We start from the raw sequence: 20,713 nt of genomic DNA, 5'->3' as shown, positions 1-20,713 counted from the left end.
TTCCAGGCTAGGCGTGGAGGGCGGTGCTTCCCAGGGGGTTCTGTGGGTGGGCGCTGGCATTATGGGCGCGGAGGGCGGGATGAGGGTCAATGCCAGGAATATCCGGCGGGACGCGAGAGCGCTGCTGGGGACCGTGCGCAGACTGGTGTGCGAGCATCCGGTCAAGCGGGCCGAGGTGATGGTGGCCGTCGCGGTGCTGCGGCGGGAGGCGGCGCGGGAGCGGTTGCGGTCCGTGCCGGTCACGGAACTGAAGCAGGTCGCGGACGGGCCCTTCCGGTCGGCGCCGGTGCACGGGGCGGAGTTCGTCACGGTGGCCGACGTCCTGGCGTCGACGCCCGAGGGGCTCCGGCTGCTGCGGGGCATCGGACCCGCGACGGCGGCGCGGCTGCACGGCGCGGCGAAGCGGCTCGCGGAGGCGGCGGGGCGGGCGGCCGACCGCGATATCGACCTCACCCGGCCCGAGCTCGAACCGCTGCTGATCACACTGCACTGGCTGGTGCACGTCGACCTCGCGCATGTCGAAGCCGCCGTGGAGCGCGTTCCGTGGCTGCTGCGCGATGCCCGGTGGTGGCCCGTGCTGCCGCCGTACGGCAGGAGGCGGAGGGCGGTCGCCGAGCTGGCCGACCTCGTGCGGCGCGCCGACGTCGAGCCGCCCGAGGTCACCGGCGAGGAGGCGCGGCGCGACTACGAGGGGCGCCCGGACGACTATCTCGCCGTGCTGGCGGACGTGGCCGGGGTCGCGTACGGGGGCGAGGCGGCGCAGGGCTTCCTGCCGGGTGAGGCGGCGGCGCGGGTCGCGGCCCAGGTGCTCCATGAGACGCACCTGACCGTTCCGCTGGCCGGCTACCAGGCGTTCGGCGCCCGATTCGCGATCGCGCGGCACCGGGCGATCCTGGGCGACGGAATGGGGCTCGGGAGGACGCTCCAGGCGATCGCCGCGATGGCGCATCGGCGACTGGACGGCGTGACGCACTTCCTGGTCGCGTGCCCCACGAGCGTCCTGCCCTCGTGGGTCCGCGACGTGGAGGCGTGCAGCAGCCTGTCGCCGCATCCGCTGCACGGTCCCGGCGTGGTCGCCGCCGTGAAGACGTGGGCCGCCACCGAGGGCGTCGGTATCGTCCCGCTGGAGTCGCTGCCCGGTCTGCGCGTCCCCCCGGACCTCTACGTGGGGACGTTCGTGCTGGACGAGGCCGACCGAGTGAAGAACCCCGGCACAGCTCGCGCGCGGGCGGTCGGCGAGTGGGTCGGCCGCGCGGGCAAGACCCTGTTCCTCACCGGGCTGCCGATGCGTGAACGACCCGAGTGCTTCCGTACGCTGGCGGGGCTGCTCGGTGCGGCGGCCCGTCCGGAGGCCGCGGTCCTGGGGTCGCGGGCGTTCCGGGCGGCGGCCGCGCCGGTGTACCTGCGGCGGGAGCAGCGTGACGTTCTCAAGGAGCTGCCCGATATCGTGCGCGTGGATGAGCTCGTGGCGTTCAGCCGCGCGGACCGGGCCGCCTACCGGAGGGCGGTCGGGGCCGGCGACTTTGACGGCATGCGCCGGGCCGCGTACGCCGTCCCGAAGACGTCCGCCAAGCTCAGGAGGCTGCGGCGGCTGGTCGTGGAGGCCGCGGCGGAGGGTCTGGAGACCGTCGTGCTGTCCGGCTTCCCGGAGGTGCTCGGCACCGTCCGGGACGCGGTCGCCGTCCCGACGGCGGCGATCGCGGAGCCGCCCGCGCCGGGCCCGGCCGTGGCGATCATCTGCGAGCCGCAGCCGGACCGCGAGCTGGAGGCCCGCGCGATCGGCCGGCTCCAGGGACGGGACGGGCCGCTCCTGGTGCACCGGCTGGTGGCGCCGGGCGTCGACGAGCGGGCGGGCGGCGACCCCGGACGGATCATCGAGGACGAGCAGGCGCGGTGGGGAGTGGGATGAGCGGCGAGGCCAGGGACGTCCTGCGGGACGGGTGGTCGCTGCTGGCCGCCGCGCGCGATCTGATCGCCGACCACCGGCGGGCCGTGGCGGACGTCCACGCGGCGCTGGCGCCGCTGCGGGCCGAGGCGGCGAAGGAGCAGCTGCGGGAGATCCCGCCGGCGCGGCTGAAGGACGTCACGGACGGGCGGCTGCGGCTCGGCCCCCTGGAGGAGGCGGGGTTCGGCAGCGTCGCGGACGTCCTGGAGGCGACCCCGTACCGCTTGCAGCTCCTGCCGGGCATCGGGCCGCAGACCGCGCGGCAGCTGCACGCGGCGGCGGGGAGCCTGGCGGAGGCGGCGGAGCGGTCGGTGAGCGTCCGGATCGACGTCGACCGGCGGGACGAGGCCATGGCGCCCGTGGTCGTCGCGCTGCACCGGCTGGTGAACGCGGGGCCCGACCTGCCGAAGGCGCGCGCCGCGGCCGAACAGGTCGACGAGCGGTTCGCGCCGCTGGTGCGCGACGCGCGGCCCGCCGCGTCCTGGTGGCGGCGGCTCATCGCGGGACCGGCGCGGCGGGAGCGGGCGCGGCAGGCCGTCGGCGAGCTGGCGGAGGCCCTGCGCTCGGAGGCGCCGCGCGAGACCAGGCTGCTGATCTCGCAGGCGTCGGTCGACCTGCTGCGCCCCGCCGCGTCCCCCGACGAGGCGTGGATCGACTTCGAGCTGCGCGCCTCCGACTACCAGACCCTGCTGGCCGAGATGGCGGCGCTGGATCCCGAGCACGGCGCCGCCGAGGGCTTCCTCCCCCGCGACCTGGCGGCGCGGGTCAAGGCGCAGCCCCTCGACGACGCCTACCGGCGGGTGTCGCTGCGCGGGTACCAGGCGTTCGGGGCCCGGTTCGCGCTCGTCCAGCGGCGGGTGATCCTCGGCGACGAGATGGGACTGGGCAAGACGATCCAGGCGATCGCCGCGATCGCGCACCTGCGGGCGCGGGGGGCGACGCACTTCCTGGTGGCGTGCCCGGCGAGCGTGCTGATCAACTGGGTGCGGGAGATCGAGACGCGCAGCTCGCTGGCCGCGCACCCGCTGCACGGGCCGGGACGCGCCGCGGCGCTGAAGAAGTGGGCCGGGGACGGCGGCATCGCCGTCACGACGCTGTCCACCCTGCACTCCCTCGACGTCCCGGCGGACCTCCCGATCGGGATGTTCGTCGTCGACGAGGCCCACTACGCCAAGAACCACGAGACCCGGCGCGCGAAGGCCGTCGCGCGGTGGTGCCTGCGGACGGAGCACGTCCTGTTCCTGACCGGGACGCCGATGGAGAACCGCGTCGAGGAGTTCCGCAGCCTCGTCGCGCACCTGCGGCCCGAGGTGGCGGAGCGGGTGCGGCCGAGCGACGCGGCGCTCGGGCCGCGGGCGTTCCGGTCGGCGGTCGCGCCGGTGTACCTGCGCCGCAACCAGCGGGACGTCCTCGTGGAGCTGCCCGAGGTCGTGCACGTGGACGAGCTGGAGGAGTTCAGCCGCGCCGACGCGGCGGCCTACCGGCGGGCGGTCGCGGACGGCAACTTCATGGCGATGCGCAGGGCCGCGTACGCCGTCCCGAAGAAGTCGGCGAAGCTGGGCCGGCTGACCGAGCTGGTGGCCGAGGCCGCCGAGAACGACCTGAAGGTCGTGGTGTTCTCCTACTTCCGGGACGTCCTCGCGACCGTCGGGGAGGCCCTCGGCCCCGAGGCGCGGGGGCCGATCGCGGGCGACACCCCGGTGGCGCGGCGGCAGGAGATCGTGGACGCGTTCACCGCCGAACCCGGGCACGCCGTCCTGCTGGCCCAGATCCAGGCGGGCGGGGTCGGCCTCAACCTCCAGGCGGCCTCCGTGGTCATCCTCTGCGAGCCGCAGGTGAAGCCGACCATGGAGACGCAGGCGGTCGCCCGCGCCCACCGGATGGGCCAGGTGCGCACCGTGCAGGTGCACCGGCTGCTGACGCCGGGCAGCGTGGACGAGCGGATGCTGGAGATCCTGCGCGCCAAGTCCCTGCTGTTCGACGAGTACGCGCGGCGCAGCGATCTCGCCGAGCAGACGCCGGACGCGGTGGACGTCTCCGAGCAGGCACTCGCGCGGCAGATCGTCGCCGAGGAGCAGGAACGGCTCGGGACCGGCTAGCCCCCTCGCCGGGCCGCGAGCCGCGCCCCGCGCCGTGCCCCCGCGCCGTGCCCCGAGCCGTGAGCGGTCAGCCGCGCAGGAACTCCAGGAGGTCCCGGTTGAGGCGCTCCTTGTAGCCCGGGACCATCGCCATGCCGTGCGAGCCGCCCTCGTACACCTTCAGGGTGGCGTCGGGGATGATCTCGACGGACTTGCGGGCGGTGGCGTCGATCGGGACGATCTGGTCGTCGTCGCCGTGCACGATCAGCGTCGGGACGTCGAACCGGCGCAGGTCCTCGGTGAAGTCGGTCTCGGCGAACGCCGTGACGCAGTCGACGCCCGCCTTGACGCTCTCCTGCATCGCCATGAACCAGAACGCGTCCCGGTTGCCCTGGGTCGCCTTGCTCCCCTGCCGGCCGGCGCTGAAGAAGCTCTCGGACGTGTCCTTCCAGAATTGCGACCGCTCATTCAGGATGCCCTTCTTGATGTCCTCGAAGGCTTGGGCGGGCACGCCCTCGGGGTTCGCGTCCGTCCGCATCATCAAGGGCGGGATCGCCGACAGCAGCACGGCCTTGGACACGCGGCTCGTGCCGTGCCGGCCGATGTAGCGGGCCAGCTCGCCGCCGCCCATCGAGTGCGCCACGAGGGTCACGTCCCAGATGCCGAGCGCGTCGATCAGGTCGTTGAGGTCGTCGGCGAAGGTGTCGAAGTCGTAGCCCTCCCAGGGCTGGGACGAGCGGCCGTGGCCGCGGCGGTCGTGGGCGATGGCGCGGAAGCCGGCGTCGGCGACCGCCTTCATCTGGTCGTCCCACGCGTCGGCGTTCAGCGGCCAGCCGTGGCTGAAGACGACGGGGCGCCCGCTGCCCCAGTCCTTGTAGTAGATCTCCGTGCCGTCACGCGTCTTGATGTGTCCCATCGGTCCCCCGATCGATGATGACGTGGCTGCGGCGGCCCGGTCCCGGCCGCCTTCCCTCCGGATACCCCCTGGTCTTCCGGGAAACGTCCGACGGGAAGAACGCGCCGGGAGCCCGTGTTCACCCGGGCGGGTATCGGACGATCAAAGGGGATCCCATGGCCGAGGTCAGGGTGGAGCGCACCGAGGACGGCTTCCGGGCGGTGAACGCGCGGGGCGCGCAGGTCGCGATCGGCGACGGCGACACCGAGGGCGTGTTCACGCCGGTCGAGCTGCTGCTGGCGGCGCTGGGCGGGTGCGAGCTGGTCACGGTCGAGCCGCTGACCGCGCAGCGCGGGCACCGGATGGCGCGGCTCGCCGCGACCGTCCAGGCGGACAAGGTCGCGACGAGCACGCTGGGCACGATCACGGTCACCTACGACGTGGAGCTGCCCCAGGGCGACGACGAGGCCGAGGAGGTCCTGAAGGCCGTGGCGGCGCGCGTCCACGCGCGGTACTGCACGGTCGGCGAGGCGCTCCGCGAGCCGAAGAAGGTCGAGCAGATCGTCTAGCGGCGGGCGCGGGCGGGATCAGCCGCAGGTCGTGCCCGGGGCCGGTGTCCGCCCGTGCAGGAGGTAGGCGTGGACGGCGGCGCGGAGGCAGGCGTCCCCGGTGTCGTAGGCGCCGTGCCCCTCCCCCTTGAGGGTGAGGAGCACGGCCCGGCCGCCGAGGGCGCGCGCGAGCGCGGGCGCCCACGCGTACGGGGTGGCGGGGTCGCCGGTGTTGCCGACGACGAGGATCGGCGCGGCGGACGGGGCCGACACGTCCCGGGCCGCGCCGTCGCCGCGGACCGGCCAGCCCGCGCACTGGAGCAGGCCCCACGCCATCGAAGGGCCGAAGACCGGTGAGGCGGCGCGGAACCGCGGCAGCAGCCGCCGGACGTCGGCGGGCGTGTGGCGTTCGGCGGTGTCGGCGCAGGTGATCGCGGTGTTGGCGGCGGCCATGTTGCTGTAGGCGCCGTTCGGCGCCCGGCCGTTCTGGACGTCGGCGAGCATCAGCAGCAGCGAGCCGTCGCGGCGCTTCACCGCGTCGGCGAGGCCCTGGGCGAGGTAGGGCCAGGCGTCCCGGGAGTACAGCGCGGCGGCCACGCCGGACGTGCCGAGGCTCTGGGTGAGCTTGCGGCCGGACGACGTCCTGAGCGGCTTGCGGTCGAGCCCGTCGAGGATCCGGCCGACGGACTCCGCGACCTCCGGGCCGTCGTCGCCGAGCGGGCACGACGCGCTGCCGAGGCGGGCGCAGGCGGCGGCGAAGGCGCCGAGGGCCCGCTGGAACCCGGCGGCCTGCTGGAGGGCCAGGTCGGCGGTACCGAGCCCGGTGTCGACGGCGCCGTCCAGGACGGCCCGCCCGACGCCCCCGGGGAACCGGTGGGCGTACGCGGCGCCGAGCCAGGTTCCGTAGGAGATGCCGAAGTAGTGCAGCTTCGCCTCGCCGAGCGCGGCGCGGATCGCCTCCATGTCGCGGGCGGCGTCGGCGGTGCCGACGTGCGGCAGCAGGGCGCCGGAGCGGGCCGCGCACTCTCGGGCGAAGGCGGCGCGGGCGTCGGCGTAGGCGGTCTCCTCGGCGGCGGTGTCGGGGGTGTCGTCCATGGCGGCGAGCTCGTCCAGGCGCCGGTCGTCCGCGCACCGGACGGGTGCGCTGCGCCCGACGCCGCGGGGGTCGAAGCCGACGAGGTCGTACCGGGTGCGGAGGGCGGCGTACTGGCCGGCGACCTGGACGAGGGTGTCGACGCCGGAGCCGCCGGGCCCGCCGAAGTTGAACAGCAGCGAGCCGATGCGGTGCCGCGGGTCGGTCGCGGGCACCTTGACCAGGGCGAGGCCGATCGTCGTGCCGGACGCGCCGGTGCGGTCGAGCGGCACCCGGAGCGTCGCGCAGCGGATGCCGGCGGGCAGGGGGTCGCCGCCGGGCGGCGGAGTCGGCAGTCCGGTGCAGCGCGCCCACTTCAGGCGCGGCGCGGAGGACGGGGAGGCGGGCGTCATGGAGGCGGGCGTCGTGGAGGCGGGCGGCGCGGAGGCGGGCGCGCCGGCCGGCGGGATGGGGGCGGTGCCGAGCGCGGCGCGGGGCGCGGCGGGCAGCGGGCGCCCGTGCCCGGCCGTTTCCGGAAAGCAGATCAGTCCGGAAGCGGCCACTCCCGCGGCCGACACCAGTGCAATGCCGGGAATGCCCCGGAACCTGGCCATTCATCCCCCCGTTCGCGACGTGGGGGGCGGTCATGACCTACCCAGGGCCTCCTATGCTGACTCCTGATCAACTCCATAGGCTCCACGCGCATGGGGGGAGCACGCGGGGCGTTCGCCCGGCGTCCCCGAGGGCCCTCCCCCGAAAGTCCGGATACCGCATCCGGGTCGTACTACTCAAGGCTGAGATGAAGACCATTCAATGCGGTGATCTCTTTGAGGGGGCCCTGAGGCAAAGATAGGTAACATGGCTCAATCCGCCCCCCCAGCAGCCCGCAGAGGCCAGGCCGCCGCAAGGATGCGGCACCGGGTGCTCACCGCGCCTCCGGTGTGGCGTGAGCTTCTGCTGGTCGTCCTCTTCTATACCGGCTATACGCTGACGCGCATCGTCCTGGTTCAGGACGGCACGGGCCCGGCGTTCGCCCACGCGGAGGAGATCCTGCGCCTGGAACGCCGGCTGGGGCTGGACGTCGAGCTGCACCTCAACCACACGCTGCTGGCGGTGCCGTGGCTGGCGCGGACGGCCAACATCTTCTACGCCACGATGCACTTCATCGTGACGCTCGGCGTCGTCGTCTGGCTGTACCGCTACCGGCCGCAGCACTACCGGTGGCTCCGCACCTCCATCATGGTCGCCACCGGGGTGGCGCTGATCGGGTTCTGGCTCTACCCGCTCGCCCCGCCGAGGTTCCTGCACAGCGAGGGCTTCGTCGACCCGGTGACCGCGCTGCACTCGCTCGGCCTGTACGCCAGCGACGCGTCGGGAAGCCTGACCAACCAGTACGCGGCGATGCCGTCGATGCACGCCGGCTGGGCGCTGTGGTGCGGGTTCATCCTGGTCAGGCTGGCGTCCCGGCCGTGGGCGAAGATCCTCGGCGCGCTGTACCCCGCGACGACGGTGTTCGTGATCCTGTCCACCGCCAACCACTACGTCCTGGACGCGGTGGCGGGGATGGCGCTGATCGGCGGCGCGCTCTGGGTGTCATGGCTGCTCTATACGCGCTGCCCCGTCCCGCTCCTCGTGGCGCGGGCCCGGATCACGCACAAGCTCGCGCAGCGGACCGGCCGGGGCGCCTCGCGCGGCTCCGGGGCGGGCCGAGCCGCCCCCTGCCGGGCGAGCCGCCCCTGAGAGGCCCTACTACCGGAGTAGTAGGGCCTTCCCCCGTAGTACGCCTCCGCTTTCAGTCCGCTCCGTAGAACACACGGTCGACGACGGCGCGAGCGCGGCGGGTGCAGCGCCGGTAGTCCTCCAGCAGGTCTCCCGTGCCCGGGTAGCCGAGGACGCGGGTGACGGCGCTGCGCTCCTTGTGGTGGTCGGTCGGCAGCAGGTCGGACGCGCGGCCCCGCACCAGCATGAGCGCCCCCCGGATGCGGGTCGCCAGGCACCACGACTCCGCCAGGACCTCCGCGTCGCCCGCGTCCAGGAGCCGGGCCTCGACGGCGGCGTCCAGCGCGTCCAGCGTCCGGGTGGTGCGCAGCCCCGGGACCTCGTGGGCGTGCTGGAGCTGGAGGAGCTGCGCGACCCACTCCACGTCGGCGAGGCCGCCCGGCCCGAGCTTGGTGTGCAGCCGCCGCTCGACGCCGCGCGGCAGCCGCTCGGACTCCATCCGCGCCTTCAGCCGGCGGATCTGCCGGACGGCGTCGTCGCTGATGCCGCCCTCCGGCCAGCGGACCGGGTCGATCAGCGCGCGGAACCGCTCGCGCAGCTCCGGATCGCCGATCATCGGGTCGGCGCGCAGCAGCGCCTGCGCCTCCCACGGCTCCGACCAGCGGGCGTAGTAGGCGGCATAGGACGCGAGCGTGCGCACCAGCGGCCCCTGCCGGCCCTCCGGCCGCAGGTTCGGGTCGATCACCAGCGGCGGGTCGGGAGCGGGCAGCGCGAGCAGCCGGCGCAGCTCCTCGGCGACGGCGTGCGCGGCGCGCCCGGCGGCGGCCTCGTCCGCGCCGGGCAGCGGCTCGTGCACGAACATCACGTCGGCGTCGCTGCCGTAGCCGAGCTCGTGCCCGCCGAACCGGCCCATCGCGACGATGGCGAGGCGGGTCGGCAGCGGCCCCCGCGACTCCAGCTCGATCTTGTGCACGGCGGTGTGCAGCGCCGCCTCGATCGTGGCGGTGGCGATGCCGGTGAGGGCGTCCCCGACCGTCCGCACGTCGACCAGGCCGAGCAGGTCGGCGACCGCGACCCGGAACAGCTCCCGGCGGCGCAGCCCGCGCACCACGCCCACCGCCTCCTCGGCCGGCCGGCCGCCCTCGGCGTGCCGCCGCGCGGCGGCGAGGGCCTCGGCGGACAGTGCCGGGCCGGGGCGCGGGCGCAGGTCGTCCTCGTCGCCGCCGAGCAGCGCGACCGCCTCGGGGGCGCGCAGCAGCAGGTCGGTGGCGTAGCGGCTGGAGCCGAGCACCCACGCCATCCGCTCGGCGACGGTCACCTCGTCGCGCAGCAGCCGCAGGTACCAGGGCGTCGTGCCGAGCGCGTCGCTGACCTGCCGGAACCCGAGCAGGCCCGCGTCCGGATCGGGCGCGTCGGCGAACCAGCCGAGCATCACCGGCAGCAGCGTCCGCTGGATCGCGGCGCGCCGCGACACGCCCGCGGTCAGCGCCTCGATGTGCCGCAGCGCGCCCGCCGGGTCGGCGTAGCCGAGCGCCTCCAGCCGGGTCCGGGCGGCCTCGGGCGTGAGCCGGGCCTCCTCCCCGGGCAGCCGCGCCACCGCGCGCAGCAGCGGCCGGTAGAACAGCTTCTCGTGGATGCGGCGGACCTCGCGGGCGTGCCGCCGCCACAGCGCGGTGAACTCCCCCACCGGGTCGGTGCGCAGGCCGAGGGCGCGGCCGAGGCGGCGCAGCCCGTCGGCGTCGTCGGGGACGAGGTGGGTCCGGCGCAGCCGGTGCAGCTGGACGAGGTGCTCCACCCGCCGCAGGAACCGGTACGCCGAGGCCAGCGCCGCCGCGTCGTCGCGCCCGACGTAGCCGCCCTGCGACAGCGCGGCGAGCGCGTCGAGGGTCGCGCGGGCGCGCAGCGCCTCGTCGGCGCGGCCGTGCACGAGCTGGAGCAGCTGCACCGAGAACTCGACGTCGCGCAGGCCGCCCGGCCCGAGCTTGAGCTGCCGCTCGGCCTCGGCGGTGCGCCGGTTCAGCTCGGTCTCGACGCGGTGCCGCATGGCCTGCACGTCCTCGACGAAGCTCTCGCCCTCCGCGGCCCGCCACACCACGGGGGTGATCATGTCGAGGTAGCGGGCGCCGAGCTCGGCGTCGCCCGCGACGGGCCGGGCCTTCAGCAGCGCCTGGAACTCCCAGGTCTTGGCCCACCGCTCGTAGTAGGCGCGGTGGCTGGCGAGGGTGCGGACCAGCGGGCCCGCCTTGCCCTCGGGCCGCAGCGCCGCGTCCACCTCCCAGAGCGCGCCCTCCTCGGTGCTGGCCGAGCAGGCCCGCATCATCGCCGACGCGAGCCGCGTCGCGGTGCGCAGCGCGGCGTCCTCGTCGTGCTCGTCGCGCGCCTCGGCGACGAACACGACGTCGACGTCGCTGACGTAGTTCAGCTCCCGGGCCCCGCACTTGCCCATGCCGATCACGGCGAGCCGGCACGTCCCGTACTCGGGGACGGAGGCGCGCGCGACCGCGAGGCCCGCCTCCAGCGCGGCGGCGGCGAGGTCGGCCAGCTCGGCGGCGACCGCGGCGACGTCGGCCGCGCCGATGAGGTCGCGGCCGGCGAGCGCGAGCAGCCGCCGGCGGTAGGCCACGCGCAGCGCGACGAGCGCGTCGTCGGCCCGCGCCACGGGCTCCGCGTCGGCCGGATCGGCGCCGACCGCGGCCAGCAGCTCGTCCCGGGGACCGGCGGCGGGCGGTGCCCAGCTCTCCCGCAGCACCCGCCAGTGGCCGGGGTGCCGGGCCAGGTGGTCGCCGAGGGCGGCGCTCACGCCGAGCACGGCGGTGAGCCGGTCGCGCGTCCCCGGCTCGGCGGCCAGGGCCGCGCGCAGCTCGGTGCCCTCGCCCTGCTCGTCGGCGGCCGCGTACAGGCGCAGCAGCCCGTCCAGGGCGAGGTCGGGGTCGGCGGTGCCGCCGAGGGCGTCCAGCAGATCCGTGCCGGGCGGCGGCCCGGCGCCGCGCTCGGCGTCCCGCAGCAGCCACTCGGCCCGCGCCGCGTCGGTGAAGCCGAGCCGTGCGAGGCGTCCGGCGAGGGTGGAGGAGCGGCGTTCGGGAGTGCGGGACTCGGTCACAGGGACAACCGTAATCCGGTCGGGCGTCGCACGGGACTCGCTCATGTCCGTTGAATGGCGGTATATGGCGGTATCTAAGGACCGGAGGCGGTCAGAGCACCGCCAGCAGCCGCTTGCGCTCGAACTCGGTCACCTGGCGGCGGTAGTCCTCCCACTCCTGCCGCTTGTTGCGCAGGAAGAAGTCGAACACGTGCTCGCCGAGCACGTCGGCGAGCAGCTCGCTGCGCTCCATCGCGTGGATCGCCTCGTCGAGGTTCTGCGGCAGCGGCTCGATGCCGAGGGCGCGCCGCTCGGCGACCGTCAGCGCCCAGACGTCGTCCTCGGCGCCCGGCGGCAGCTCGTAGCCCTCCTCGATGCCCTTCAGCCCGGCGCCGAGGATCGCCGCGAACGCCAGGTAGGGGTTCGCGGCCGTGTCCAGCGACCGGAACTCGATCCGCGTCGAGTGGCCCTTGTGCGGCTTGTACATCGGCACGCGGACGAGCGCCGACCGGTTGTTGTGCCCCCAGCAGATGTAGGACGGGGCCTCTCCCCCGGCGCCGGCGGCCGAGCCGACGTTGCCCCACAGCCGCTTGTAGGAGTTGACCCACTGGTTGCACACCGCGGTGATCTCCGCGGAGTGGCGCAGCAGCCCGGCGATGAACGCCCGCCCGACCTTGGACAGCTTGAACTCCGCGCCCGGCTCGTAGAAGGCGTTGCGGTCGCCCTCGAACAGCGACATGTGGGTGTGCATCCCGGAGCCGGGGTGCTCGGTGAACGGCTTCGGCATGAAGGACGCGTGGACGCCCTGCTCCAGCGCGACCTCCTTCATCACCAGCCGGAACGTCATGATGTTGTCGGCGGTGGTGAGCGCGTCGGCGTACCGGAGGTCGATCTCCTGCTGGCCGGGGGCGCCCTCGTGGTGGCTGTACTCCACCGAGATGCCCATGGCCTCCAGCATCATGATCGCGTTGCGCCGGAAGTCGTGCGCGGCGCTGTGCGGGGTGTGGTCGAAGTAGCCGCCGGAGTCGGCGGGCTCGGGCTCCCTGCCGTCCTCGGGCTTGTCGTTGAGCAGGAAGAACTCGATCTCGGGATGGGTGTAGAAGGTGAACCCGAGGTCGGCGGCCCGCGACAGCGCCCGCTTCAGCACGTAGCGGGGGTCGGCGAAGCTCGGCGTCCCGTCCGGCATGAGGATGTCGCAGAACATCCGCCCGACGCCGGGCGACTCCGAGCGCCAGGGCAGCACCTGGAACGTGGACGGGTCCGGCTTGGCGATCATGTCGGCCTCGTACACCCGCGCGAAGCCCTCGATCGCCGACCCGTCGAAGCCGATGCCCTCGCCGAAGGCGCCCTCCAGTTCGGCGGGGGCGACGGCCACCGACTTGAGGAACCCGAGCACGTCGGTGAACCACAGCCGGATGAAGCGGATGTCGCGCTCCTCCAGCGTGCGGAGCACGAACTCCTGCTGACGGTCCAAAGCCTTCTCCCTCGGTACTGCCCCGCCGCCGACATGGGGCCGGGCAACGCATGCCGGCCGTGAGAGACGGTCCGGCTACCTCGCAGTATGCCCGCCGGCTGTTACCGCGACGTTACACCGGACCATTCCCACTGACCGGAACATATCCGACTAATCTCCCTCCCCGATCCGCGCGGCCGCCGGATCGAGGACGCGGGACAGGAACGCCCTGGTGCGCTCGTGCGACGGGTCGGCGATGACCCGCTGCGGCGGGCCCTCCTCGACGACCACGCCGCCGTCCATGAACACCACCCGGTCGGCGACCTCCCGGGCGAAGGACATCTCGTGGGTGACGACGAGCATCGTCATCCCCGCCTCCGCCAGGCCCCGCATGACGCCGAGGACGTCGCCGACGAGCTCCGGGTCCAGCGCGGACGTCGGCTCGTCGAACAGCATCACCTCCGGGCCCATCGCCAGCGCGCGGGCGATCGCCACGCGCTGCTGCTGCCCGCCCGACAACTGCGCCGGGTACGCGTCGACCTTGTCGGACAGCCCGACCCGCTCCAGGTTCTCCCGGGCGATCCGCTCGGCCTCCGCCTTGCCCCGCCGCAGCACCTTCCGCTGCGCGATCACCACGTTGCCCAGGGCCGTCAGGTGCGGGAACAGGTTGAAGGACTGGAACACCATGCCGATGCGGCGGCGGACGGCGTCGATGTCCACCTCCGGGCCGGTGACGTCGGCGCCGGCGACCCGGATCGTCCCTGCGGACGGCTCCTCCAGCAGGTTGACGCAGCGCAGCAGCGTCGACTTGCCCGACCCGGACGGGCCGATCACGCACACGACCTCGCCCGGCTCGACGTGGAAGTCGATGCCGCGCAGCACCTCGTTCGCCCCGAACGCCTTGCGCAGCCCGGTGATCTCGATGGCCCCGCCGCCGGTGCCCTTTCCGAGGCCCTTGCCGGTGCCCTTCCCCAGGCCCGTCATCGCTGCCCCCTGCGCTGCCGCGCCTCCAGCCGCCGGGCCAGCAGGCTCAGCGGGATCGTGATGATCAGATAGCAGATCCCGGCCACGATGATCGGGGTCGTGTTGCCCTGCTCGCCCGCGAGGTCGCGGCCGAACTTGGTGAGCTCCCGCTGCTCCAGCGTGATGCCGAGGAACAGCACCAGCGAGGAGTCCTTGCAGAGCAGCACCAGCTCGTTCGTCAGCGGCGGGATGATGATCCGGAACGCCTGCGGGATGATGACCGACCGCATCGCGCGGGCGTGCGACATGCCGAGCGAGCGCGCCGCCTCCATCTGCCCCTTCGGCACGGCCTCGATCCCCGCCCGGATCGTCTCGGCCATGTAGGCGGTGGCGGCGAGCCCGAGTGCGAGCCCCGCCTGCCCGGCGGCGCCGCCCGGGATGTTCGTGCCGGGGAAGGCCAGCGGCACGCCGACGCCCACGAAGATGAAGATCAGCAGCAGCGGCAGGCCGCGGAAGACCTCGATGTAGGCGGTGGCGAACCAGCGGTAGGGCGCGACCGACGACAGCCGCATCAGCGCCACGACCAGCCCGCCGCCGAGGCCGATGCCGAAACCGACCGCCGTGTAGACGGCGGTGTTGCGCAGCCCGACCGTGATGATGTCGGGGAACAGGCTCTTCGCGACGTCCCAGTTGGCGAAGTTCAGCCGCAGCGTGCCCCAGTCGGCCAGCAGCAGGACCGCGACCACGACGGCGGCGAAGAGCCCGTACTGCCCGCCGAGGGAGAGCTGCCGGCGGCGCCGGCGGGACAGCCCGCCGGGCACCGCCGCCTCGACCGGCTCCGCGGTCACGATCCGCCGCCGGCGCCCGCGGGCATCGGGCCGATCCACTTCTCGTAGATCCGCTTGTAGGTGCCGTCCGCCTTGGCCTGCGCGATCACCTCATTGGTGATCTTCACCAGCTCGGGGTTCTTCCCCTTGCGCATCCAGAAGCCGTACTGCTCGCCGGTGTTCAGGTTCGCGACGATCTCGTAGCCGGAGTTCGCCGGGTCCTTCAGCCAGCCCTTGACGACCGGGTCGTCCTGCACGATCACGTCGACCTGGCCGGTGCGCAGCCCGTTCAGCTCGGCGTTGGAGTTGTCGAACGAGCGCGGGTCGAAGCCCTTGCCCTTGACGAAGTCCTCGCCGGTGGTGCCGGCCTGGGAGCCCAGCTTCAGCTTCTTGGCCTTGACGTCGTCGAGCGAGGCGACGCCGCTGCCCTTCTTCGCCATCAGCGACTGCGTCGCGTCGAAGTACGGGGCGGAGACGTCCATGAACTTCACCCGCTCGGGCTTGATGGTCATGCCGCCCATCTGGATGTCGCACTTGCCGGCGTTCAGCGCCGCGCCCGTCCGCATCGTCTCGAACGGAGTGTCGACGACCTTCTGCGTGACGCCGAGCTTCTTGGCGACGAGGTCGATCAGGTCGACGTCGAAGCCGACCACCTTGCCGGTCGCCTTGTCCTCCGACTGGAACGGCGGGTACGGCAGGTGGGTGCACGAGGTCAGCGCGCCCTTCTCGATGAGCGCCACGCCCTGCACGGTGGCGCCCTCGTCGCCCCCGCACGCCGACGTCGCCAGCATCAGCGCCGCCACGCCCGCCCCCAGTGCCCATCGCACGGTCCCTCTGGACACTTTTCCTCCTGTATGAGCATGTTGCCGATCACCGAACTATCGCACGCCGGGGCGGCGGGCCGCAGGCGGGCCGGATGGCGCCCCCGTGACCGTCCGCGCGGAACCGTTTCCAGGAACTTGACGCGGCGATCATGGTCGCTCGACACAGTGATCATTAGCGTGGTGAGGGTCGTGGACATCTCTCTTCTGCTCTCGATGACGGACCGGGTGCCCGCACTGGCGACACCGTCGACCATGCACCCGGAGTCGTGGCGGCTGTGCGCCCAGGTGGAGGCCTGGGCCCGCGGCCGGGGCCTCGTGCTCGGCGACCCGGACACCTCGCCGCTCGGCCGGGCCCGCTGCGAGCGGCTCGCCGCCCGCGTGCTGCCGTCCGCCGAGCTCGCCGGGGTCGACCTGTTCGCCCGCTGGCTGACCTGGGCGCTCGCGCTGGACGACACGATGGACCACCCGCCGCTCGCCGACAGCGGCAGCGCCGTCCACGCGCTGTACGACGACCTGCTGCGCGCGATGCGGCGCGGCCACGCCCGGCCGGGGGCGCGCCCCCTGGAGGCGGCGCTGGTCGAGCTGTGGCAGGCGACGGCCAAGGACATGAGCCGCGAATGGCGCCGCCGGTTCATCCTGCAACTGGAGACGCACCGGGACGGCTGCGCGGAGGAGGCGGTCAACCGCCGCATCCGGCACGTCCCGACGGAGGCGGAGTACGCGCCGCTGCGCCGCCGGGCGTGCGGGCCGTTCCTGTACGACCTGGTCGAGCCCGTCCTCGGCGTCGAGCTGCCGGCCCGGCTGCTGCGCACGCCCCGCTGGAAGACCCTCGCCGACGGCGTCGCCGACGTCGTGGCCTGGTCCAACGACCTCGCCTCCTACGACCTGGAGGCGGCCCGCGGCGACGTGCACGCGCTGCCCGCCGTCCTCGCCCGCACGCGCGGGCTGACCGGCGAGGACGCCGCCGCCGCGGTCGCCGAGCGGATCGTGGACCGGCTGGAGCAGGCGTGGTCGGCGGCGCGCAGGCTGCCGGAGATGCTCGACCGGCTGGACCTCACCGTCGCGCAGCGCGCCGCCGCCGCGCAGGTCGTCAAGGTACTGCTGGACACGCCGCGCGCCCACCTGGACTGGCTCGCCGAGTCGGGCCGCTACGCGCCCGAGTCGGCGCCCGGCACGCTGCGCCTGGACGCGCTCGCCTCGCTGCGCTGACCGAGCGCGAGCGCGTCGCCCGCCGGGGTCCGGACGTACAGCACGCGGCGGCCCATGCGGTGCCCGGTGACGAGGCCGCAGGCGCGCAGCACGCCGAGGTGCTGGCTGACCGCGCCGGCGGTGACGCCGAGCCGCCGCGCGAGGTCGGTGGTCGCGGCGGGCCGCGCCAGCGCGGCGAGCAGGTCGGCGCGCCGCCGGCCGATGAGCGCGGCCAGCGCGTCCGCCCGCGGCTCGTCCGGCCGCCCCGTCTCCCACAGCGTCGCGACGCCGCGCGGCGGGTAGCTGAGCATCGGCTGGTAGGGCGGCACCATCACCGACACCTGCGGCCACACGAACGCGCTCGGGACGAGCAGGATGCCGCGCCCGGCGAGTTCGCCGCGGAAGCTCCAGCGCCGGTCGACGTTCAGCGTCCCGGCGCGCCACACCACCGCCTCGTGCAGGTCGCCGAACACCCCGGCGGCGCCCTCGGCGGCGAGCGCGCCCGCGCGGCGCAGGACGTCCCCTTCGAGCAGGTCGCGGACGCGGGGCCAGAACGGCTCCACCGCGACCGCCCAGTACCGTTCGAGCAGGCCGGCGAGGTGCGCCAGGGTGCGCTCGGGCTCGGCGGCCAGCGCCACCCGCGCCGGGGACGGCCGCGAGCCGGGTCCCGCCCAGCGCAGCTCGGCGGCGACGACCTCCGGCGGCGTGGCCCGGACGGTCTCCAGTTCCGCGCCGAGGTCGGGCAGCGGGGTCTCCGGCGGCGGGGTGAGGAAGTCGGGGATGTAGCCGGCCGCGCCGACGACCTCGCGCAGCGGTTCCAGTCCGAGCCCGCGCAGCCGCGGCCGGACGGTGCGCACCCACGGCAGGTGCAGCGCGTGCCCGGAGGGGTCGGCGAGCACCCGCAGGCTGCGCACCATCTCCCACAGCGGCGAGAACGCGAACCGCACGCGGGCCACGTCGTCCGGCGCGAACACGAACTCGATCATTTAGCCCACGCTAAATGATTATCGACCGGGGCCGGGAACGCTCACCATCGTGCGGGTGACCACTCTGGAAGACACTCCGGTCGTCCCCGCTCCCGGCAGGGTCGCGGCGTTCCTGCGTCCCCGGGTCGGCGGCTTCCCCAGGCCGTTCTGGATGCTGTGGGCGGGGATGCTGCTCAACCGCCTCGGCACGATGGTCGAGCCGTTCCTCGGCCTCTACCTGACGACGATGCGCGGGCTGTCGCTGGCGCAGGCGGGCGTGGTGATGGCGGTGCTCGGCGCGGGCTCGCTCGGCGGCCAGCTCCTCGGCGGGGCGCTCGCGGACCGGCTCGGCCGCCGCGCGACGCTGACGATCGCGACCGTCGGCACCGGCGCCGCGATGCTCGCGCTCGGCTACGCCCAGGGCATCGCCGCGCTGGTGGCCGCGGCGCTGGTGCTCGGCCTCCTGCTGGACATGTACCGGCCCGCCGCGCAGGCGATGGTGGCCGACATCATCTCCCCCGCCGACCGGCCGCGCGCCTTCGGGCTGCTGTTCTGGGCGATCAACCTCGGCTGGGCGATCGCGATGGTGCTCGGCGGGACGCTCGCGCAGCGCGGCTTCCTGTGGCTGTTCTGGATCGACGCGGCCACCTGCGCCGGGTTCGGGCTGCTGGTGTGGCGCGCCGTCCCGGAGACGCGGGCGCGGGAGGCCCGCGCCGCGAGCACCGGCGGGTTCCTGCGCGTCCTGCGCGACCGCGTCATGGTCGGCTACGTGCTGGTCACCCTGGTGTACACGTTCGTGCTGATGCAGGGCATGACGACGATGCCGCTGGCGATGAAGGAGGACGGGCTCGGCCCCCAGTCCTACGGCCTCGCGATCGCCGCGAACGGCGTGCTGATCATCATCGTGCAGCCGCTGGTGAACGCGTGGCTGGCCCGCCGCGACCACAGCCTGGTGATGGTCGCGGGGTTCCTGCTGGTCGGGCTGGGCTACGGGTTGACCGCGCTGGCCTCGACGGTGGCCGCCTACACCGCGACGATCCTGGTGTGGACGCTCGGGGAGATCACCGCGGCGTCCGTCCTGCAGGCCGTCGTCGCCGACCTCGCGCCCGCCGACCTGCGCGGCCGGTACGGGGGCCTGTACGGGATGGCGTGGTCGGGCGGCTTCCTGCTGGCGCCGCTCGGCGGCACCCAGCTGCTCGGCGCCGGCGGCGCGCCCGCGCTGTGGCTGAGCTGCGCGGGCCTCGCCCTGACGGCGGCGGCGGCGCAGCTCGCGCTCGCCCCCGCGATCCGCCGCCGCCGCGCCGCCGCCTTCTCGTCAAAGTGACGAAACGCCCTCCGGCGTTCTACTCTGGTGGGGTGGCACAGCTCAGGATCGCGCTCGCGCAGGTGAACCCGACCGTCGGCGACCTCGACGGCAACGCCGACCTGATCGTGGAATGGAGCCGGCGCGCCGCCGACGCGGGCGCGCACCTGGTCGCCTTCCCCGAGATGATGCTGGCCGGCTACCCGGTGGAGGACCTCGCGCTCCGCGCGTCCTTCGTCGAGGCGTGCCGGCGGGCCCTGGACCGGCTCGCCCGCCGGCTCGCCGACGAGGGCCTCGGCGACCTGCCCGTCGTCACCGGCTACCTGGACCGCCGCTCGGTCGGCCCGATCCGCTCGGGGCAGCCCGCGGGCGCGCCGCTGGACGCCGCCGCGTGGCTGCACGGCGGCGAGGTCCTGGTCCGCTCGGCCAAGCACCACCTGCCGAACTACGGCGTCTTCGACGAGTACCGGATCTTCGTGCCGGGCGACCGGCTGCCCGTCGTCCGCGTCAACGGCGTCGACGTCGCCACCGTCATCTGCGAGGACCTGTGGCAGGACGGCGGCCCGGTCAGCGTCACGTCCGCGTCCGGCGCGGGGCTGCTGCTCTCCGTCAACGCCTCCCCCTACGAGCGCAACAAGGACGACGTCCGCCTCGAACTGTGCGCCGAACGCGCCCGCGAGGCGGGCTGCGCCCTCGCCTACGTCAACATGGTCGGCGGCCAGGACGAGCTCGTCTTCGACGGCGACTCCGTCATCGTCGGCCCGGACGGCACGCCCCTGGCCCGCGCCCCCCAGTTCGTCGAGCACCTCCTCGTCGCCGACCTGGCCCTGCCCGCCGCCGACCCGTCGGCGGAGCCGGGCCGCACGCCGGTCGACGCCCACGACGGCACCACGATCACCATCGAGCGGCACGTCCTCACCCCGGACCCGCTGCCCGCCCACCCGGTGCTGCCCCAGCCCGTCGCCGAGCCCATGGACGACCTCGCCGAGATCTACGCGGCGCTCGTCCTCGGCACCCGCGACTACGTCCGCAAGAACGGCTTCCGCTCCGTCGTCCTCGGCCTGTCCGGCGGCATCGACTCCGCGCTCGTCGCCACCATCGCCTCCGACGCGATCGGCCCGGAGAACGTGCACGCCGTCCTGCTCCCGAGCCGCTACTCCTCCGAGGGCTCCGTCGTGGACGCCGAGGACCTCGTCAAGCGCCAGGGCGTCAACTCCCGCATCGTCCCGATCGCCGGCATGGTCGAGGCGTTCGAGAAGCAGCTCGACCTGCACGGCCTCGCCGCCGAGAACCTCCAGGCCCGCATCCGCGCCAACGTGTGGATGGCGCTGTCCAACGAGCACGGCCACCTCGTCCTGACCGGCGGCAACAAGAGCGAACTCGCCACCGGCTACTCCACCCTCTACGGCGACTCCGCGGGCGGCTTCGCCCCCATCAAGGACGTCTTCAAGCTCACCGTGTGGGACCTGGCCCGTTGGCGCAACACCCAGGCCGGCGTCGACCTGCCCTTCCTGCACCCGTTCGCGCAGGAGCCCATCCCCGAGGCCATCATCGTGAAGGAGCCGTCCGCCGAGCTGCGCCCCGACCAGCGCGACCGCGACACGCTCCCCGAGTACACCGTCCTGGACCCGCTGCTCGCCGACTACGTGGAACGCGACATGGGCCGCGAGTCCCTCATCAGGGCGGGCCACGACCCCGCCCTGGTCGACCGCGTCATCCGCCTGGTCGACATCGCCGAGTACAAGCGCCGCCAGTACCCGCCCGGCCCGAAGATCACCCCCAAGAACTTCGGCCGCGACCGCCGCCTCCCCATAACCAACGCCTGGCGCGAACAAGAGAAGTAAAGCTCCCCGG

At 74.1% G+C, this 20,713-nt stretch carries 15 protein-coding genes; 7 read left to right on the top strand and 8 right to left on the bottom strand.

What is annotated here, in order from left to right; all coding sequences use genetic code 11:
- The first annotated feature begins 133 nt into the window (after positions 1-133).
- Both CHF16_RS01210 and CHF16_RS01205 read left to right on the top strand, forming a co-directional pair.
- Positions 134-1,909: an SNF2-related protein gene (locus CHF16_RS01210; RefSeq protein WP_143227843.1), complete on the top strand. Its 1,776-nt coding sequence runs from the start codon at positions 134-136 to the stop codon at positions 1,907-1,909.
- Positions 1,906-4,044 carry a DEAD/DEAH box helicase gene (locus tag CHF16_RS01205; RefSeq protein WP_089323977.1) on the top strand — a complete coding sequence of 713 codons (2,139 nt, stop codon included), beginning with the start codon at positions 1,906-1,908 and terminating at the stop codon, positions 4,042-4,044. Before CHF16_RS01210 ends, CHF16_RS01205 begins: the two co-directional genes overlap by 4 nt.
- 67 nt (positions 4,045-4,111) lie before the next feature.
- Here CHF16_RS01205 and CHF16_RS01200 read toward each other — a convergent pair whose 3' ends face one another.
- A complete protein-coding gene (locus CHF16_RS01200; RefSeq protein ID WP_089323976.1) occupies positions 4,112-4,939 on the bottom strand; it encodes an alpha/beta fold hydrolase in 828 nt (275 codons plus the stop codon).
- 155 nt (positions 4,940-5,094) lie between these two features.
- Here CHF16_RS01200 and CHF16_RS01195 point away from each other — a divergent pair, with 155 nt between their 5' ends.
- Positions 5,095-5,487: an OsmC family protein gene (locus tag CHF16_RS01195; protein WP_089323975.1), complete on the top strand. Its 393-nt coding sequence runs from the start codon at positions 5,095-5,097 to the stop codon at positions 5,485-5,487.
- 18 nt (positions 5,488-5,505) lie between these two features.
- Here the strand turns inward: CHF16_RS01195 and CHF16_RS01190 are convergent, their stop codons facing one another.
- A complete protein-coding gene (locus CHF16_RS01190; RefSeq protein WP_143227842.1) occupies positions 5,506-7,101 on the bottom strand; it encodes an alpha/beta hydrolase in 1,596 nt (531 codons plus the stop codon).
- 295 nt (positions 7,102-7,396) lie between these two features.
- On the opposite strand from CHF16_RS01190, the gene CHF16_RS01180 reads away from it, so the two are divergent.
- Positions 7,397-8,278 carry a phosphatase PAP2 family protein gene (locus CHF16_RS01180; protein ID WP_245868126.1) on the top strand — a complete coding sequence of 294 codons (882 nt, stop codon included), beginning with the start codon at positions 7,397-7,399 and terminating at the stop codon, positions 8,276-8,278.
- A 52-nt stretch (positions 8,279-8,330) separates the two neighbouring features.
- Here CHF16_RS01180 and CHF16_RS01175 read toward each other — a convergent pair whose 3' ends face one another.
- From CHF16_RS01175 to CHF16_RS01155, 5 genes are all read right to left on the bottom strand, one after another.
- The gene (locus CHF16_RS01175) at positions 8,331-11,402 is read right to left on the bottom strand and encodes a bifunctional [glutamine synthetase] adenylyltransferase/[glutamine synthetase]-adenylyl-L-tyrosine phosphorylase (protein WP_089323972.1); all 3,072 of its coding nucleotides are present in this window, start codon (positions 11,400-11,402) and stop codon (positions 8,331-8,333) included.
- A gap of 46 nt (positions 11,403-11,448) precedes the next feature.
- Positions 11,449-12,810, bottom strand: coding sequence for a glutamine synthetase family protein (locus CHF16_RS01170; RefSeq protein ID WP_089323971.1), 1,362 nt, complete (start codon positions 12,808-12,810; stop codon positions 11,449-11,451).
- Positions 12,811-12,960: 150 nt separating this feature from the next.
- On the bottom strand, positions 12,961-13,773 hold the full coding sequence (locus tag CHF16_RS01165) for an amino acid ABC transporter ATP-binding protein (RefSeq protein WP_089323970.1): 813 nt from the start codon (positions 13,771-13,773) through the stop codon (positions 12,961-12,963).
- On the bottom strand, positions 13,770-14,600 hold the full coding sequence (locus CHF16_RS01160; protein ID WP_245868124.1) for an amino acid ABC transporter permease: 831 nt from the start codon (positions 14,598-14,600) through the stop codon (positions 13,770-13,772). Before CHF16_RS01160 ends, CHF16_RS01165 begins: the two co-directional genes overlap by 4 nt.
- Complete coding sequence (locus CHF16_RS01155; protein WP_245868122.1) at positions 14,597-15,421, bottom strand: transporter substrate-binding domain-containing protein; 825 nt, start codon at positions 15,419-15,421, stop codon at positions 14,597-14,599. The genes CHF16_RS01160 and CHF16_RS01155 overlap by 4 nt, the downstream gene beginning before the upstream one ends.
- A gap of 171 nt (positions 15,422-15,592) precedes the next feature.
- On the opposite strand from CHF16_RS01155, the gene CHF16_RS01150 reads away from it, so the two are divergent.
- A complete protein-coding gene (locus CHF16_RS01150) occupies positions 15,593-16,612 on the top strand; it encodes a terpene synthase family protein (RefSeq protein ID WP_089324272.1) in 1,020 nt (339 codons plus the stop codon).
- On the opposite strand, the gene CHF16_RS01145 is transcribed toward CHF16_RS01150, so the two are convergent.
- Positions 16,552-17,577: a DUF5937 family protein gene (locus CHF16_RS01145; protein ID WP_089323968.1), complete on the bottom strand. Its 1,026-nt coding sequence runs from the start codon at positions 17,575-17,577 to the stop codon at positions 16,552-16,554. The genes CHF16_RS01150 and CHF16_RS01145 overlap by 61 nt on opposite strands.
- Before the next feature lie 55 nt (positions 17,578-17,632).
- Here CHF16_RS01145 and CHF16_RS01140 point away from each other — a divergent pair, with 55 nt between their 5' ends.
- Positions 17,633-18,880 carry an MDR family MFS transporter gene (locus CHF16_RS01140; RefSeq protein ID WP_342750061.1) on the top strand — a complete coding sequence of 416 codons (1,248 nt, stop codon included), beginning with the start codon at positions 17,633-17,635 and terminating at the stop codon, positions 18,878-18,880.
- A 32-nt stretch (positions 18,881-18,912) separates the two neighbouring features.
- Positions 18,913-20,703, top strand: a complete 1,791-nt coding sequence (locus CHF16_RS01135) for an NAD+ synthase (protein WP_089323967.1) — start codon at positions 18,913-18,915, stop codon at positions 20,701-20,703.
- Positions 20,704-20,713: the final 10 nt, after the last annotated feature.

It is taken from the genome of Actinomadura meyerae (assembly GCF_900188445.1).
In the GTDB taxonomy this organism is placed as follows: Bacteria; Actinomycetota; Actinomycetes; order Streptosporangiales; family Streptosporangiaceae; genus Spirillospora; species Spirillospora meyerae.
This window is presented reverse-complemented; position numbering and strand designations above follow the sequence as displayed.